Source organism: Cutibacterium avidum 44067, assembly GCF_000367205.1.
Lineage (GTDB): Bacteria > Actinomycetota > Actinomycetes > Propionibacteriales > Propionibacteriaceae > Cutibacterium > Cutibacterium avidum.
This window is the reverse complement of the sequence record NC_021064.1, coordinates 2,295,759-2,312,616: the sequence shown is the minus strand read 5'-3', so window position 1 is coordinate 2,312,616 and position 16,858 is coordinate 2,295,759. Positions and strand designations below refer to the sequence as shown.

Genomic DNA, 16,858 nt, shown 5'->3' with positions numbered 1-16,858 from the left:
TAGTCATCGAACAACACCCATGAAACCACAGTCATGTAGTCCTCTGACCCGCTTGACAAGCCACTCAAACCGGTTGCGGATGGACCCGTGACTCACTAGCGTTCGACAGTGCGGTGCCCCTCCGGTGCCTTGACACACGGGTTGTGGAAAACTGTGTGGACAACTCTCGACGACTTCTAGGGAACAGGTGGTGGAATGTCCGACACCCCGTTCGGCGACGCCGACCACCCCCGTCCCGCGCCGATCCATCCGGACGCCGTGCTGCCCCCACCGATGAGTTCGCAGCCGGTTGACAGTGATCCCACCGAAGCACTCAACGCGGCCTGGGACGAAATCCTCAAGAAGGTCTCCAAACCCAACCGGGCGTGGTTGTCCAACACCACACCGGTGACGATGCACGGCTCGACCGTCATGATCGCCGTCCCCAACGAGTTCGCCCGTGAACGCGTCGAGTCCAAGATGCGACATGAGCTCGAGGAACTCCTCTCCGACCAGTTCCACAAGGGCATCCATCTCGCCATCACCATCGACCCCGATCTGGAGTTGGCCCTCGGTGCCCCCGAACATGACGACGAGGAGGAAGAGGCTCCCGTCCCACCGGCCCAATTCGTTCCCAAGGTCACCGTCGGAGCGACTGAACCCTCCACCCAGCCAGTCCCCAGTGTCGATGATGACGAGAGCACCCGGCTCAATCCCAAGTACACCTTCGACTCCTTCGTCATCGGCGCTTCCAACCGATTCGCCCACGCGGCTGCCGTCGCCGTCGCCGAGGCTCCCGGCAAGTCGTACAACCCGCTGCTCGTCTATGGCGGCTCCGGACTGGGCAAGACCCACCTGCTGCACGCCATCGGTCGCTACGTGATGTCGTACTACGACAACGTCAAGGTGAAGTACGTCTCCACCGAGGAACTCACCAACGACTTCATCAACGCCATCGGAACCAACCGCACCAGGGAATTCCGTCGCTCCTACCGCGACGTCGACGTCCTGCTGGTCGATGACATCCAGTTCCTGGAGTCGAAGATCCAGACCCAGGAGGAGTTCTTCCACACCTTCAACACGCTCCACAACGCCCAGAAGCAGATCGTCATGACCTCCGATCGGCCGCCGAAACTGTTGGAGGCCCTCGAGCCCCGCCTGCGCAGCCGATTCGAGTGGGGTCTGTTGACCGACATTCAGCCTCCGGATCTGGAGACCCGAATCGCCATCCTGCGACGCAAGGTTGCGGCCGAGAAGATCGAGGTCGAGCCGGATGTGCTGGAGTTCATCGCCAGCCGCATCCAGACCAACATCCGTGAGCTCGAAGGCGCCCTCATCCGGGTGACGGCCTTCGCCAGCCTCAACCAACAACCGGTGGACACCTCCCTGGCCGAGGTCGTCCTCAAGGACCTCATTCCGGAGGGACGAGAGACCCCGGTGACTCCCGAGCGAATCATCGCCGAGACGGCCAGCTACTTCGACATTTCCACTGACGACCTGCTGGGCACCTCGCGCGCCCAGACTCTCGTCACTGCTCGCCAGATCGCCATGTATCTGTGTCGTGAACTCACTGATCTCTCGCTGCCCAAGATCGGTGCTGAGTTCGGTGGCAAGGACCACACCACGGTGATGCACGCCGACCGCAAGATCCGCGCTCTCATGGGGGAGCAGCGTCAGATCTTCAACCAGGTTTCCGAGATCACCAACCGCATCAAGCAGTACTGAGCGGCTCTCCACAATTCTGGGCGCCTCCAGGACCGCCATCGGCCGTCCCTCCGGTCATGCTGCTGTCTGCCCGCTCCCGGCCTGAAACCATGAGCGCAGGACCCATTCCCACCCCCCAGGCACCGTCTTGACCCGCGCACGGACGCGTTCGTCCCCATCCCCACACTCGGGTGTGGAAAACCAGTGGATAGTCGGGGGACAACCATGGGACAACGTCGGCCGTCCACAGGAACCCCTTCGGCACACACATCCGGTCCACGTCGTCATCCACATCACCAAAAACTCTGTGACAACGGGTTTCAGGGATTATCCACAAGATCCACAGCGGTTATGACGATGAAGAAAGGACATACATCTCCATCTCTTAAAAATCTGTGGGTGTGGATTTGGGGACAAGGCCTCCTTCGCCGTTGCTCACCCGACGAGATCTACTGACGGAATTTTCCCCGACATCGCCGACCACACCCTCAACGTTGGCGTCACGTGGGTGCGATTCGTCCTGTGGCATGGATATGATCGACCTGCAAGCACCATGGGGTGCAAGACGCCAAGTCAAGGGGACGCAGTGAAAATCCGTCTGGAACGCGATGTCATGGCCGAAGCTGTCGCCTGGGCTGCCCGCAGCCTGCCGAACCGGCCGACAGTGCCGATCCTGGCTGGACTGTTCGTACGCGCCGAGGGTGACTCCGTCGTGATGTCTGCCTCCGACAACGAGACCAGCGCCCAGATCACCCTTCCCGCCCAGGTTGACGAGCCCGGCGAATCCCTGGTTTCCGGCAAGCTGCTGGCCGACATTGCGCGCAGCTTGCCCAACAAGCCGGTCCAGATCACCACGGATCCCGCCAAGATGGATCTGGTCTGTGGATCTGCCCGCTTCACCCTGCAGGCCCTGCCGGTCGACGAGTACCCCGATCTGCCGCAGATGCCGGCTGCCACCGGAACCGTTGAGGCCGATGTCTTCTCCCGGGCTGTCGCCCAGGTCGTCGTGGCCGCTGGACGCGACGAGTTGTTGCCGGTCTTCACCGGCGTGCGCGTCGAGATCAACGGCGAGGTCCTCTCCCTGCTGGCCACCGACCGTTACCGCATGGCCCTCAAGGAGATCACCTGGAACCCGGCCGCCACCGACGCCGAGGCCACCGCCCTGGTGCCGGCCAAGGTCATGAACGAGACCGCCCGCTCCATGACCTCCGGTGAGCACGTCACCGTGAACCTCTCCTCGGGCGAGAGCGGCGAGGGTCTGGTTGGTTTCGAGGGTGATGGTGCCAACGGTGTGCGTCGGATGACCACCCGTCTGCTGAGTGGCGAATTCCCCAAGGTTCGTCACCTCATGGACATCAAGGCCACCCGATCGGTGCGCGCTCGTACCGACGAGCTCATCAACTCGGTGCGTCGTGTCTCCCTGGTGGCCGAGCGCAACACCCCGCTACGCATGGTCATTAATGACGATTCGGTCGCCCTGTCGGCCGCCACCGGTGACCAGGCCCAGGCCTCCGAGGCCATCGAGGCCATCGTCACCAACCATGTTGACGGAGAACCCACCATCACGGCAGCTGGATTCAACCCGCACTACCTGTCCGACGCCCTCGGTGCCTTGGACACCCCTTACGTCCACTTCTCCTTCACCGCTCCCGGCAAGCCCTGCCTGGTGACCGGACTCAATGATCTCGACGGCAAGCCGGAGACGGATTACCGCCACGTCATCATGCTCATGAGGCTTCCCTCCTGACCGATCCCACGACACTAATGGGCCTTGTCGACGGGCATGATCCGACAAGGCCGACTCGTGAAGGTTCCATAGCACTCTGACTTGTGGACCAGGGGCATGGGGTGCTGGATCGTCCAGTCAGTGGGATTGCCACACTGTTGGCATGACAACCATCGCTGACGTCCGGACCGAGGTCGACCGCGTCTTCGATGCCCTCAATGCGCCTTCATGGCCCGATCCCCACGCTGACAACCAGATAGCGGCCGAGGAGGAGTACAGCAGGGTTACCGATCCACAGCGGTATCGAGCTCTCGTGCTGCGTCTGCAAGCCTGGCAGCAGGCCCTTTCCACTCTGTGCGACGTCGACGTCGACACCATGGCCAAGGGGGAGGACCAGTTGCAGCAGCGTTGGTCGAGCCCGCACGGAAACACCCTGCCGCTGCATGTCTCCGTCGTTACCTTCGACCAGGTTCCCTTCGTCGGGCTGTCCGTCACCTCCGACGCCGACCCCTTCGACATCGTCCCCGACTGTGCCTGTGATGCCTGTGACTCCGGGTCGCAAGACCTGTTGGCCGTTCTCGACGACGACATGACGGCCCTCGTCGACGGCAGTCTCGTCTCCATCGTCGCCCCCTCGGACGCGGATCGATCGGCCTTCCGGCTGGTGGCCACCAGCCGACGCTGTGCGTTGGAGTGGGGAGGAGACGGTCCTGCGCCGTTGTCTGAACCGGAAGCCGTCGTCGATGCCATTCGCAGCGGTGATGATCCACTCCTCCCCGAGGGCTGCGTCGTCCTGCACGGCAGGCCATGGCTGTGAACAACTCGCTCCGGTAACCTGACTCGGACGGCCTGACAGCGGTCGGAGGGAGGTCCGGATGTTCGTCGAGCGTCTCGAACTGGTCGATTTCCGCTCCTACGTCCGCGCCGACGTCCCCATGACAGCGGGGGTGACGACCTTCATCGGCTTCAACGGTCAGGGAAAGACCAATCTCGTCGAGGCCGTGGAATACCTGTCCACCCTGTCGTCACACCGCGTCAACAATGACACCCCGCTGGTGAGGCTGGGAGCTCATCAGGCCGTGGTGCGCGGCCGAGTCCGTGCCGGGGCCGAGGATTCCCGCAGTCTGCTCCTCGAGGTCGAGATCAATCCGCGGCGTGCCAATCGGGCACGGATCAATCGCGCTCCACTGACCCGACCTCGCGAGATCCTCGGGGTGTTGCGAACCGTGGTGTTCTCGCCCAATGACCTTGTCATCGTCCGTGGTGATCCGTCAGATCGTCGCACCTTCCTCGACGGGCTGGTGATGACACGATGGCCGCGGATGGCCGGGGTGAAGTCAGACTACGAGCGCGTCCTCAAACAGCGCAATGCCCTGCTCAAGTCCCTGGCTGGAAGGGGACCGTCGGCGGGAGCCGAGATCGGCGCGACCATGGAGATCTGGGACGACGAGTTGGCCACCATCGGTGCCGAGCTCCTGTCAGCTCGGCTTGACACCTTGTCGGCCGTCATGCCACTGACCTCGGCCGCCTACCGTGAGATCGCCCCGGTCAATGACCTGGTGACCGCCTCGTACAAGTCGACCATCGACCTCGACGGACTGTGGTCACCTCCCCAGGAGGGCCAGATCCCCGAGCCCATCGACCGCAAGGAGCTGGCGAACCGATTCCTCGACGCCCTGGCGAAACGGCGAGCCGACGAGCTCATCCGTGGCGTCACCCTCGTCGGTCCACAACGCGACGACATCGTCCTGCACATCGGAGAAATGCCGGCCAAGGGGTATGCCTCCCATGGTGAATCGTGGTCATTGGCGCTGGCCTTGCGGCTGGGGTCCTTCCAGTTGCTGCGGGACGACGGCATCGAGCCTGTTCTCGTCCTCGACGACGTCTTCGCCGAACTTGACGCCACTCGACGTGGACGGCTGGCGTCCTCTGTCATCGAGGCTGATCAGGTCCTGGTGACGGCCGCAGTAGCCTCGGACGTTCCCGAGATCCTGCGCGGGGAGAGGTTCGACGTCGGTGGCGGCCAGGTGCTGCCCCATGAGGGGAGTGACGATGACTGACGGAGTTGATCCGCGCGACCCGGTCGTCCCTTCCGACGAGGACCGTCGCCTGGCAGCCGACCATGACGACGAAGGGGTCGACGTCGCCCTGGCCATTGCTCGGGCTTCCCGTGGTGAACCGGCGGGAACCCCGCGTCGTGACGACGACGGTGAGGTGTTGTTGCCACCACCTCGACGTTCCATGGTGAGGAGACGTCGTCGTCCTCCCAGTACCCCGACATGGTCTGGCCCGGGAAAGGATGCCCGCGACCCGATGGCCCTGGGGGATGCCTTCACCAACCTTGTGAAGTCCAAGGGATGGGGACGTCAGGTCAACCTGCACCTGGTCCTCTCACGCTGGCCAGAACTCGTCGGTCCGACCAATGCTGAGCACTCCCGTCCGGTCAAGTATCAGGGCACGGTCCTGACCGTCCGTACCGAGGCGACGGTGTGGGCGACCTCCTTGCGCACCATCGCGCCACAGCTGGTTGCCGAACTCAATCGTCGGCTGGGTGAGGGGACCGTCACCAGGGTCATCATCGAGGGCCCCACTGCTCCCAGTTGGAAACACGGTTCCAGGTCCGTGCCGGGTCGTGGGCCGCGCGACACCTATGGCTGAGATCATTGACCTTTGAGGGCGTCGGCATTGAGCGAAGAACCCGCGAGAATATGGCTCACATAGGGTGATACCCGTAACGTTGTACTCGACCATGAGGAGGTCAGATGCAGCGTTTGGTCGGTGAGGTTCAGCACTACGACTGGGGATCGGATCAGGCAATCCCCGAGATTCTCGGCGAGCAGCCGAATGGACAGCCGTGGGCTGAGTACTGGCTGGGGGCTCACCCCAAGGCTCCGTCAGTTCTGGCCGACGGCGTCACCTTGGATCAGTGGCTGGCTGACCACCCCGAGGAACTCGGGCGGGCCAGCCGCGACGCCTTTGGTGATCGCTTGCCCTTCCTGCTCAAGATCCTGTCGGCCTCCCATGCCCTGAGTATCCAGGCCCATCCGTCGCGTGGGCAGGCCGAGAGGGGATTCGCCGCTGAGAACGAGGCGGGAGTGGGCCCGGGTGATCCCAATCGCATCTTCCGTGACGACTGGCCGAAGCCCGAGATGATCGTCGCTCTCACGGATTTCGACGCTCTGTGTGGTTTCCGTGACCCGTCCTCCTCCCTGGTTCTGCTGTCGGGACTGGGGAAGCTCGACGGACTGGATGAGGTGCTCGCGCCGCTGGGCCAGGACGACGGACTGGCCAAGGTCGTCGCGACGGTGCTCTCGGGTGACGAGAAGGTCGTGACCGTCGTGGAAGGAGTCGTGGCAGCTTCCCGCACGTATCTTGAGGAGGGCACTGACGAGGCTGTTCGGGGCTTGGCGCGCACCGCCGTCGAGCTGTCCGAGGACCATCCCGGTGACACGTCCATCCTCGTCGCCCTGCTCATGAACCGGGTGCGACTGGCACCTGGTCAGCAGATTCACCTGGGAGCCGGCACCATGCACGCCTACCTCGGTGGCACCGGTGTTGAGATCATGGCCAACTCCGACAACGTCCTGCGTGGTGGCCTGACGAGCAAGTACGTCGACGTCGATGCCCTGCTCGACCATGCCATCATGACTCCCGAGCCGTGCGTCGGTGAGTACGCGGTTCAGGTGTCCCCAGGAGTGGGTCTCTACCGCACCGAGTTCCCGGAATTCCGGTTGTGGGCCCTGCAGGGACACGACGACACCCTCTTACTTCCGGCTACCGACCTGGGCCGGATTCTCCTCGTCACGGAGGGGCAGCTGGTTGCTCACTGCGACGATGAGGACTGTGAACTGAATCGTGGTCAGTCGGCATGGCTGCCGGCAGGCGAGGAGGTGACGGTGACTGGCCAGGGGCGTGGATTCCTGGCAGGCGCCGGGGTTGACGCTGACCACTCCTGAGCTGATAGAGGTGTGAGAGGCGGCGTACCGCTGCAGACGCCGTGACCCCCATCCCGGACCCCGTGGTCGGGGATGGGGGTCGAATCGCTCACAGACCCTCTCAACGTCCGTCTCGCGGGTTCCGGTGTCCGGTACCGCTCAGGATTGCGGTAACATCGGGGCGTTGGGCTCTCCGTCGGCGCATGACATCCGACGGTGACGCCAACCCCGGAGGTCACCGTGACCTCTGCAGAGACACAGGAGCGCATTGCCCGTGAGCCAGCCCGAGATGCCCGAGTCCGTGACCGACGGGGACACCCCCGAGGACCTTCTCATCGACGCCACCGATCATCCTGACGTCCTTGACTCGGATCTTTCCCCGACGACCGTCGATGGATCCTATGACGCCGGTCAGATCACTGTCCTGGAAGGTCTGGAAGCCGTCCGGAAGCGTCCCGGTATGTACATCGGTTCCACCGGTGAGCGCGGTCTGCACCACTGCGTCTACGAGATCGTCGACAACTCGGTCGACGAGGCAATGGCCGGTTACTGCGACACCATTCAGGTCGAGCTGCTCGACGACAACTGGTGCCAGGTCACCGACAACGGACGTGGTATCCCGGTCAAGGAGCACCCCGTCGAGCACATCCCTACCGTCACCCTGGTGCTGACCAAGCTGCACGCCGGCGGCAAGTTCGGCAACGGGGGCTACAAGGTCTCCGGCGGTCTGCACGGCGTCGGTTCCTCGGTCGTCAACGCCTTGGCCTCCCATTTCGTCGTCGAGGTGCGGCGTGACGGCTACCACTGGCGTCAGTCCTTCAGCCTGGGCGAGCCGGACGGCCCGTTGGAGCAGCTCGAGGCCCTTGGCCCTGACGAGCACGAGGGCACCACGGTGCGCTTCCAGCCCTCCGACGAGATCTTCGACTCCATCGTCTTCGAATACGAGACCCTGTCGAACCGCTTCCGCGAGATGGCCTTCCTCAACAAGGGACTGCGGATCATGCTGACTGACCGCCGTGAAGGTCATGTCGACGAGGACGGCAATCCCATCCACGAGGACTTCCTCTACAACGAGGGCCTCAAGGACTACGTCCGCTTCCTCACGGGCACCCGCGACGTCATCAATCCCACCATCATCTCCCTGGAGTCCCATCGTCCTGAGGAGGGCATGGGTCTGGAGATCGCAATGCAGTGGAACACCTCGTACACCACTAGCGTCCACACCTTCGCCAACGCCATCAACACCATCGAGGGTGGCGCCCACGAGGAGGGCTTCCGTGCCGCTCTCACCAACACCGTCAACCGGTGGGGCGAGACCTGGGGACTCATCAAGAAGCGTGAGGACCGCGTCTCCGGTGACGACATCCGCGAGGGACTGACCGCCGTCGTCTCCATCAAGCTCACCGAACCGCAGTTCGAGGGCCAGACGAAGACCAAGCTCGGTAACGCCGAGGCCAAGTCCTTCGTCCAGAAGGCTCTCAACGAGAAGCTCTCCGACTGGTTCGAGGAGAACCCCAACGAGGGCAAGAACATCGTCCGCAAGTCCCAGGCGGCCGCCCAGGCGCGTGTCGCAGCTCGCAAGGCCCGCGACCTGGCCCGTAACCGCAAGGGTCTGCTGGGCTCGACCTCCCTGCCGGGCAAGCTCAAGGACTGCTCCTCGACCAACCCGGAGGAGTGCGAGATCTTCATCGTGGAGGGTGACTCCGCCGGTGGCTCGGCCTCCCAGGGTCGCGACCCGCGGATCCAGGCGATCCTGCCGATGCGAGGCAAGATCCTCAACGTCGAGAAGGCCCGTCTCGACCGCGCGCTGAGCTCGGAGACCATCGAGTCGATCATCAACGCGCTGGGAACCGGCGTCCACGAGGACTTCGATCTGGACAAGTTGCGCTACCACAAGATCATCCTCATGGCTGACGCTGACGTCGACGGCGCGCACATCCGCACCCTGCTGCTGACCCTGCTGTTCCGGTTCATGCGCCCAGTCATCGACGCCGGTCACGTCTACCTGGCCCAGCCGCCGCTGTTCCGGCTACGGTGGACGAACTCTCCTCACGAGTTGGCCTACTCTGACGAGGAGCGTGACCTGCTGCGTCAGGACGGTCTGGCCCATGGCAAGAAGCTGCCTCAGGTCAACCCGATCCAGCGCTACAAGGGTCTGGGCGAGATGGATGCCGAGGACCTGTGGGACACCACCATGGACCCCGACAAGCGTTTGCTGCTCCAGGTGACCCTCGAGGACGCCGCCCTGGCCGACCAGATGTTCTCCATCCTCATGGGTGAGGACGTCGAGCAGCGCCGGTCCTTCATCCAGCGCAATGCCAAGGACGTCCGCTTCCTCGACATCTGAGCACCCCCTCGAACCCTCCCCTCATCCACTGATCATTCAAAGGACACTCCATGGCTGACGATGAGAAGCCCGACGAGCAGAACCAGGCCGACCGTCAAGGACTGGTGACCGGCCGCCACGTCGGGATCCAGCCGGTAGAGATTCGCGACGAGATCCAGAATGCCTACCTCGACTACGCGATGAGCGTCATCGTCGGGCGAGCACTGCCCGACGTGCGCGATGGCCTCAAGCCGGTGCACCGTCGCGTCATCTACGCGATGTATGACGGCGGCTACCGTCCCGACCGCGGCTGGAACAAGTGTTCCCGTGTCGTCGGCGACGTCATGGGCAAGTATCATCCGCACGGCGACTCGGCCATCTATGACACCTTGGTGCGTCTGGCCCAGCCGTGGGCCATGCGCCACAAGCTGGTCCAGGGCCAGGGCAACTTCGGTTCCCAGGGCAATGACGGCGCGGCCGCCATGCGATACACCGAGTGCAAGATGGCTCCGCTGGCCATGGAGATGGTCCGCGACATCGACCAGGACACCGTCGACTTCCAGCCGAATTACGACAACAAGGAGACCGAGCCGGTCGTCCTGCCCGCCCGGTTCCCCAACCTGCTCGTCAACGGGTCCTCGGGCATCGCGGTCGGTATGGCAACCAACATCCCGACCCACAACCTGTGTGAGATCAACGAGGCCGTGCAGTGGTCCCTGACCCACCCCGAGGCCTCCCAGGAGGAGCTGCTCGAGGCGTGCATGGAGCGGATCAAGGGTCCTGACTTCCCTGGTGGCGCGCTCATCGTGGGCCGTCAGGGAATCGAGGACGCCTACCGGACCGGCCGTGGCTCGGTGACGATGCGTGCCGTCATCGACATGGAGGAGGACAAGAAGGGACGCCAGAGCCTGGTCGTCACCGAGTTGCCCTACATGTGTAACCCCGACAACCTCGCAACCAAGATTGCCGACCTGGTGAACTCCGGTCGTATCAACGGCATCGCCGACATTCGTGACGACTCCTCGGCCCGTACCGGTCAGCGTCTGGTCATCGTCCTCAAGAGGGATGCCCAGCCGCGCGTCGTCATGAACAACCTGTACAAGCACACCGCTCTGCAGGACACCTTCGGCTGCAACATGCTGGCCCTGGTGGACAACGTGCCGCGCACCCTGCGTCTGGACCAGTTCATCAGTTACTGGATCGACCATCAGATGGAGGTCATCCGCAGGCGTACCGAGTACCGTCTGGCCCAGGCCGAGAAGGACGCCCACATCCAGCGGGCCCTCGTCAAGGCCCTCGACATGCTCGACGAGGTCATCGCCCTCATCCGTCGCTCCCCGAACACCGAGGCCGCCAGCACCGGCCTGCAGGAGCTGCTCGACATCGACGAGATCCAGGCTCGCGCCATCCTCGACATGCAGCTGCGTCGTCTGGCCGCCTTGGAGCGTCAGAAGATCATCGACCGTCTCGAGGAACTCGAGCGTCTCATCGCCGGTTACAAGGCCATCCTGGCCAGCGAGGATCGTCAGCGCGAGATCATCTCGACCGAGCTCGCCGAGATCGTCGAGAAGTACGGTGACGAGCGTCGCACCCGCATCATCGCGGCTGACGGGGACTTCTCCGAGGAGGACTTCATCCCCGACGACGATGTCGTCGTCACCATCACCCGTGGTGGTTACGCCAAACGCACCCGCACCGACCTCTACCGCGTGCAGAAGCGCGGTGGCAAGGGTGTTCGCGGTGCGAGCCTGCGTGCTGACGACGAGGTGGCCCAGCTGTTCACGACCACCAACCACCAGTGGATCCTCTTCTTCACGAACATGGGCCGTGTCTACCGCACCAAGGTGTGGCAGCTGCCGGAGGCCGGCCGTGACGCCAAGGGTGGCCACGTCGCCGGACTGCTGAGCTTCCTGCCCGACGAGAAGATCGCCCAGGTCATGACCCTGCGCTCCTACGAGGACGCCGAGTACCTGCTGTTGGCGACCCGTAAGGGCCTGGTCAAGAAGACTGCCCTCAAGGCCTACGACTCCTCCCGTCAGGCAGGCGTCATCGCCATCAACTTCCGTACCGAGGACGACGAGCTCATCGGTGCCGAGCAGTGCTCGGCCGAGGACGACGTCCTGCTCATCAGTCGCAAGGGTCAGGCGATTCGGTTCTCCGCCGGTGATGACCAGTTGCGGCCGATGGGTCGTGCCACCTCCGGCGTGACCGGCATGAAGTTCCGAGATGACGACGAGCTGCTGTCGATGTCGATCATTCACTCCGACATGCCTGAGGACGACCGCTTCATCTTCACCGCGACCGACGGTGGCTATGCCAAACGCACCGCCGTCTCGGAGTACCGCCAGCAGGGACGTGGTGGCCTCGGCATCAAGGCCATGGCCCTGAACGAGGAGCGTGGTTCCCTCGTCGGTGGCCTGGTGGTCAGCGAGGCTGACGAGATCATCGCCATCAAGACCTCGGGTCAGATCACACGGTCGGCCGTCTCTGAGGTTCCCGCCAAGGGACGCTCGACGATGGGGGTGAAGTTCGTCTCCGTGCACGGTGACGACGCCGTCTCGATCATCGCGGTGAATCCTGAGCACGCGGTCGAGGAGGACGTCGAGGAAAAGGCTGTGGAAACCGCTGAAGGTGGTGCCACGCAGACCGAATCCGGGGATGTGCTTCCGCAAGGCGATACTGTGGACGACGACCGTACCGTCGATACGGCGGAAAGCGACATGAAGCCGGAGGACAACGGTGAGTGACGAGAAGAAGGTGACGCATCCGGGTCCCGATGATCCAGAGGCGACGCACTGGACTGCCGGTGACGCTCGTCGTACCTTCCAGGAGAAGGGCCGGCAGCGCCCCGATCCGCGTCAAGAGTCTGATCGCAAGCGGACGACGGCGTCGACCCCTGCGGTGAAGCGCGCCGACGCGAGAGCGACGAAGTGGGAGAAGGCGCCCCATCAGCCGGATTCCCGTCCCGCCCAGGCGCATCAGCCCGCTCGCGCTGCCAGGCGTACTCGTAAAGCCCGGTTGCGTCTGACGCGTGTTGACCCGTGGTCGGTCATGAAGACCTCCCTGCTCTTCGGTGTCGCCGGTGCCATCATCTTCTTCATCGCGACGTGGATCATCTGGGGCATCATCGGTGCCTCGGGTGCTTTCGACTCGATGAACAAGGTGGCCAATGATCTCATCAGCTCCCCGAGCTCGAACTCGAAGTTCCAGTTGTCCGATTACGTCAACACTGGGCGAGTGTTGGGTTTGACGGCCCTCATCGGTGCTATCAACGCGGTGCTGTTCACAGCCATCTCGACCCTGTTCAGCTTCCTGTACAACTTGGCTGCGGAGATCATGGGTGGTCTGGAGGTGACCCTCGCGGAGGACTGAGGGCCCTGAAAGCGTGGAGAACGTCCCCGGATGTGTGAGCATCCGGGGACGTTTTGCGTTGTCAGCCGCGTCGTCATATGCCGACCACACGGGTTTGACGAGGACCGTTGCCAATTCCCTTGACACCGGGTTCCTCGTTTGCTTTCATTTATGCCATACATCTGTGGAAACGTTTCCATGGGTGAGGTCGGGGACAGGCCCCGGCGACCTCGGACTCGACGACGAGAGGAGGGAAAGATGGATCGCAAATCGACGATCAAGGACGTCGCCAAGCTGGCCGGTGTGTCCCTCGGGACAGCATCTCGCGTTCTCAATGGCAGCTCCGCGACCTCGGAAGCGTCGCGTACTGCAGTGCGCAAGGCGGCCAAGGAGCTCGGTTATCTGTCGAACGCTCATGCCAGGTCGCTGCGTTCGGCCCACACCGGCGTCATTGGTCTGGTCGTCCCGGACATTCGAAACCCATACTTTGCCGAGCTGGCATCAGTTGTGGAGAACGCCTGCCTGGCCCATGGTTGGGCCACCTTGCTGTGCAATGCCGACGAGTCCCCTGACCAGTTCAACCGATACGTCGACACCCTTCGTCGTCAGCGAGTCGACGGTGCGATCGTCACCCCGACCGGCTTGGGAGAACATGCCGTCAAGGACCTGGTCGACGACGGGGTCCAGGTGGTCTGCGTGGACCGTGAGGTCGCGGGGTCATCACTACCCTCCGTCACCTCCGATCCGTGGAACGGGATGGGGGAGGCCGTCGATCACCTGTTGGAACGTGGGCACCGCAGGATCGGTTTCATCACCGGCCCCCAGCAGACGTCGACTGGTCTGGAGCGTTACCAAGCCTACTGCCAGCTGTTGGCCGAGCATGATGTCGACGTCGTCGATGACCTCGTGGTGGAAGGTGACTACCAGGAGGAGTCGGGACGCGTCGGTGCCGGACAACTACTCGATCGCGGTGCTACCGCCGTCTTCGCCTCCGACTCGCTGATGTCGATGGGAGCCCTGCGAACCTGCCTCGACAGGGGAGTTCGCATCGGTGAGGACATCGACCTGGTCGGTTTCGACGACCTTCCGGTGTTCAGTCTCACCAATCCAGCCCTCACCGTCGTTGCCCAGGACATCGACGCCATGGGAAAGGTGGCCGTTGATCTGCTGAACCATGCCATGGCTGGTGAACCGACCAGCTCCGCTCGACTGGACACCCATCTCATCGTCAGGGCATCAACCCGAATGGTCAAGGAGGACCAGTGACAACATCGCCAGTACTTCGACTGGACCACGTCAGTAAGGCTTTTGGGCCCGTCAAGGTCATTGAGAACGTTTCCGTGGACGTCATCCCGGGCAGGGTGCGCGTCCTCCTCGGCGAGAACGGAGCCGGAAAGTCCACCCTCATCAAGATGATGAGCGGTATCTACCACCCAGATTCGGGATCCATCGTCATTGATGGCAACCCTGTCGACCTTCCCACCGTCAAGGCTGCTGAGGCCGAGGGCATAGCGACGATCCACCAGGAGCTCAACCTCGTTCCACAGATGTCGGTGGCTGAGAACATCATGCTGGGACGTACCCCCAGCCGTGGTGGACTCGTCAGTTGGGGCCCGATGCGAGCCCAGGCCCGTGCCGCTCTGGAGCGGATTGGCCTGGACGTCTCCCCGGATCGCCTCGTCGGGTCGCTGAGTACTGCGCACCAGCAGCTTGTGGAGATCGCGAGAGCTCTCTCGATGGATGCCAGAGTGCTCATCCTCGACGAGCCCACCGCCGCCTTGACTCGCAAGGAGTCCGGTCAGCTCTTCGAGGTGATGGACGACCTCAAGGCCAAGGGCGTGGCGATGGTGTTCATCTCCCACCACCTCGACGAGATTCCGCGCGTTGGTGACGATGTGTCCGTGCTGCGCGACGGCACCCTCGTCGGTGAGGTTCCCGCCTCCACCACCGAGCGCGAGCTGGTCAAGATGATGGTCGGCCGCGACATTGACGACCAGTTCCCGCGCCACCGCGGTGAGGTCGGAGAGGTGCTGCTGTCGGTCAAGGGACTCAGTCGTGAAGGGGCATTCCAGGACGTCGAATTCGAGCTGCATGCCGGCGAGGTGTTGGGCCTGGCCGGCCTGGTGGGAGCCGGACGTACCGAAGTCCTGCGAGCCGTTGCCGGGGCTGACAAGTACGACTCCGGCACCGTTCGCGTTCATGGCAAGGAGCTTCCGGGCGGAAAGGTTTCCCGCGCGATTGCCCATGGCATCGGCCACGTGCCCGAGGAGCGCAAGTCCCAGGGACTGGTCCTGGACGCCTCGGTCAACGAGAACCTCGGTTACGCGACCATGAAGTCGACCTCCCACGCCGGTCTGGTTGATCGATCCGGCCAGCGACGACGAGCCCAGGACGTCGCCGAGAAACTGCGGGTGCGGATGGCCGGTCTGGATCAGCCGGTGCGCAACCTGTCCGGTGGCAACCAGCAGAAGGTCGTCATCGGTCGCTGGATCCTCGCGGGCTCGTCAATCCTGCTGCTCGACGAACCGACCCGAGGTGTTGACGTCGGTGCGAAGGTCGAGATCTACCAGCTCATCAACTCCGTCACCGAAGTCGGGGGAGCCGTCCTCATGGTGTCCAGCGAGTTGCCCGAGGTAATCGGGATGAGCGATCGAATCCTCGTCATGGCCCATGGACGGGCGATGGGAACCCTGGACGCCATGACGGCCACCGAGGATGCCGTCATGGAGTTGGCAGTGGCCTCCGTCGATCCCGTCGATGAAGAATCAGAATGACCATTTCTGAATCCGAAAAGTATTGAAACAATGTCGTCTTGTCTCGATCAGCGATGATCGGGAAAGGAAATATCATCGTGACCATCGCAACAACAGCCACCACTCAAAAACCGTCGGTCGGTAGGAGAATTGGTTCCTGGGCCCTCAATCATGGTGCCCTTGTCGGTCTCATCATTCTGTGTATCGCCCTATTCATTGCCACCCCGGTGTTCCTCACCGTGCCGAACATCATCAATATCGGCATTCAGGCAGCCGTCGTGGCCATCATGGCCTTCGGCATGACCTTTGTCATCGTCACCTCCGGCATCGATCTGTCGGTCGGTTCCGTCGCCGCGCTGTCGGCCATGGTCTCGGCGTGGATGTTCTCCAACGTCGGTCTGCCGGGCTGGCTCACCCTCATCATCGGCCTGCTCATCGGTCTCCTCGCCGGGGCCGCCTCCGGTCTGGCCATCGCCTACGGAAAGCTGCCGGCCTTCATCGCGACACTGGCCATGATGAGCGTCGCTCGTGGCCTGACACTCGTCATCTCCGGTGGAACGCCGGTTGCCACCTCGGGTGCAGTGAACCACCTGGGCGCTGACCTGGGGCCGATCCCCGTTCCCGTCATCATGTTGGCCCTGGCTGGCGTGGTGTGCTGGTTCATCCTGTCGCGCACGGTGCTCGGCCGCTCCCTTTACGCCATCGGTGGCAACGAGGAGGCTGCCCGCCTCTCCGGTATCCCGGTGCGTCGCATCCTCGTCGCCGTCTACGCCCTCGCCGGTCTGTTCGCTGGTCTGGCCGGCTTGGTTCTGGCTGGTCGACTGTCCTCGGCTCAGCCGCAGGCGGGTCTGGGATATGAGCTGGATGCCATCGCCGCCGTCGTCATTGGTGGCGCCTCCCTGTCGGGAGGTTCCGGAAAGGCGAGCGGTACGTTCATTGGCGCTGTCCTTCTGGCCGTCATTCGTAATGGTCTCAACATTCTCAACGTGTCCTCCTTCTGGCAGCAGGTCGTCATTGGCTGCGTCATCGCCCTGGCTGTCGGATTCGACGTCTTCAGGTCCAAGAAAGAGTCCTGAACACAACA

Annotated in this window: 12 protein-coding genes; all 12 read left to right on the top strand. The window is 63.2% G+C overall.

The window, feature by feature from the left end; translation table 11 throughout:
- Positions 1-195 precede the first annotated feature (195 nt).
- Positions 196-1,704 carry a chromosomal replication initiator protein DnaA gene (gene dnaA, locus PALO_RS10555; protein WP_004810063.1) on the top strand — a complete coding sequence of 503 codons (1,509 nt, stop codon included), beginning with the start codon at positions 196-198 and terminating at the stop codon, positions 1,702-1,704.
- Between the two features lie 565 nt (positions 1,705-2,269).
- The gene (dnaN, locus tag PALO_RS10550; RefSeq protein ID WP_015583545.1) at positions 2,270-3,430 is read left to right on the top strand and encodes a DNA polymerase III subunit beta; all 1,161 of its coding nucleotides are present in this window, start codon (positions 2,270-2,272) and stop codon (positions 3,428-3,430) included.
- A 142-nt stretch (positions 3,431-3,572) separates the two neighbouring features.
- Positions 3,573-4,226, top strand: a complete 654-nt coding sequence (locus tag PALO_RS10545; protein ID WP_015583544.1) for a DUF6226 family protein — start codon at positions 3,573-3,575, stop codon at positions 4,224-4,226.
- A 58-nt stretch (positions 4,227-4,284) separates the two neighbouring features.
- Positions 4,285-5,469 (top strand): DNA replication/repair protein RecF, encoded by a 1,185-nt coding sequence (recF, locus tag PALO_RS10540; protein ID WP_015583543.1) that lies wholly within the window; start codon positions 4,285-4,287, stop codon positions 5,467-5,469.
- Positions 5,462-6,067 (top strand): DciA family protein, encoded by a 606-nt coding sequence (locus tag PALO_RS10535; protein ID WP_015583542.1) that lies wholly within the window; start codon positions 5,462-5,464, stop codon positions 6,065-6,067. The genes recF and PALO_RS10535 overlap by 8 nt, the downstream gene beginning before the upstream one ends.
- 104 nt (positions 6,068-6,171) lie before the next feature.
- On the top strand, positions 6,172-7,365 hold the full coding sequence (manA, locus tag PALO_RS10530) for a mannose-6-phosphate isomerase, class I (protein WP_015583541.1): 1,194 nt from the start codon (positions 6,172-6,174) through the stop codon (positions 7,363-7,365).
- Between the two features lie 268 nt (positions 7,366-7,633).
- Positions 7,634-9,691: a DNA topoisomerase (ATP-hydrolyzing) subunit B gene (gyrB, locus tag PALO_RS10525; protein ID WP_174266661.1), complete on the top strand. Its 2,058-nt coding sequence runs from the start codon at positions 7,634-7,636 to the stop codon at positions 9,689-9,691.
- Between the two features lie 50 nt (positions 9,692-9,741).
- Positions 9,742-12,417: a DNA gyrase subunit A gene (gyrA, locus tag PALO_RS10520; RefSeq protein WP_015583540.1), complete on the top strand. Its 2,676-nt coding sequence runs from the start codon at positions 9,742-9,744 to the stop codon at positions 12,415-12,417.
- On the top strand, positions 12,410-13,042 hold the full coding sequence (locus PALO_RS10515; protein WP_015583539.1) for a DUF3566 domain-containing protein: 633 nt from the start codon (positions 12,410-12,412) through the stop codon (positions 13,040-13,042). Before gyrA ends, PALO_RS10515 begins: the two co-directional genes overlap by 8 nt.
- A gap of 237 nt (positions 13,043-13,279) precedes the next feature.
- Positions 13,280-14,287 carry a LacI family DNA-binding transcriptional regulator gene (locus PALO_RS10510; RefSeq protein WP_004810081.1) on the top strand — a complete coding sequence of 336 codons (1,008 nt, stop codon included), beginning with the start codon at positions 13,280-13,282 and terminating at the stop codon, positions 14,285-14,287.
- Complete coding sequence (locus tag PALO_RS10505) at positions 14,284-15,795, top strand: sugar ABC transporter ATP-binding protein (RefSeq protein ID WP_015583538.1); 1,512 nt, start codon at positions 14,284-14,286, stop codon at positions 15,793-15,795. Before PALO_RS10510 ends, PALO_RS10505 begins: the two co-directional genes overlap by 4 nt.
- A 53-nt stretch (positions 15,796-15,848) precedes the next feature.
- Positions 15,849-16,850, top strand: coding sequence for an ABC transporter permease (locus tag PALO_RS10500; protein ID WP_036909896.1), 1,002 nt, complete (start codon positions 15,849-15,851; stop codon positions 16,848-16,850).
- Positions 16,851-16,858: the final 8 nt, after the last annotated feature.

Coding starts and splice junctions, on each gene's coding strand:
- PALO_RS10535 (WP_015583542.1), top strand. CDS start 5,462: ATGACTGACGGAGTTGATCCGCGCGACCCGGTCGTCCCTTCCGACGAG.
- PALO_RS10500 (WP_036909896.1), top strand. CDS start 15,849: ATGATCGGGAAAGGAAATATCATCGTGACCATCGCAACAACAGCCACC.
- manA (WP_015583541.1), top strand. CDS start 6,172: ATGCAGCGTTTGGTCGGTGAGGTTCAGCACTACGACTGGGGATCGGAT.
- PALO_RS10510 (WP_004810081.1), top strand. CDS start 13,280: ATGGATCGCAAATCGACGATCAAGGACGTCGCCAAGCTGGCCGGTGTG.
- dnaA (WP_004810063.1), top strand. CDS start 196: ATGTCCGACACCCCGTTCGGCGACGCCGACCACCCCCGTCCCGCGCCG.
- gyrA (WP_015583540.1), top strand. CDS start 9,742: ATGGCTGACGATGAGAAGCCCGACGAGCAGAACCAGGCCGACCGTCAA.
- recF (WP_015583543.1), top strand. CDS start 4,285: ATGTTCGTCGAGCGTCTCGAACTGGTCGATTTCCGCTCCTACGTCCGC.
- PALO_RS10545 (WP_015583544.1), top strand. CDS start 3,573: ATGACAACCATCGCTGACGTCCGGACCGAGGTCGACCGCGTCTTCGAT.
- gyrB (WP_174266661.1), top strand. CDS start 7,634: ATGCCCGAGTCCGTGACCGACGGGGACACCCCCGAGGACCTTCTCATC.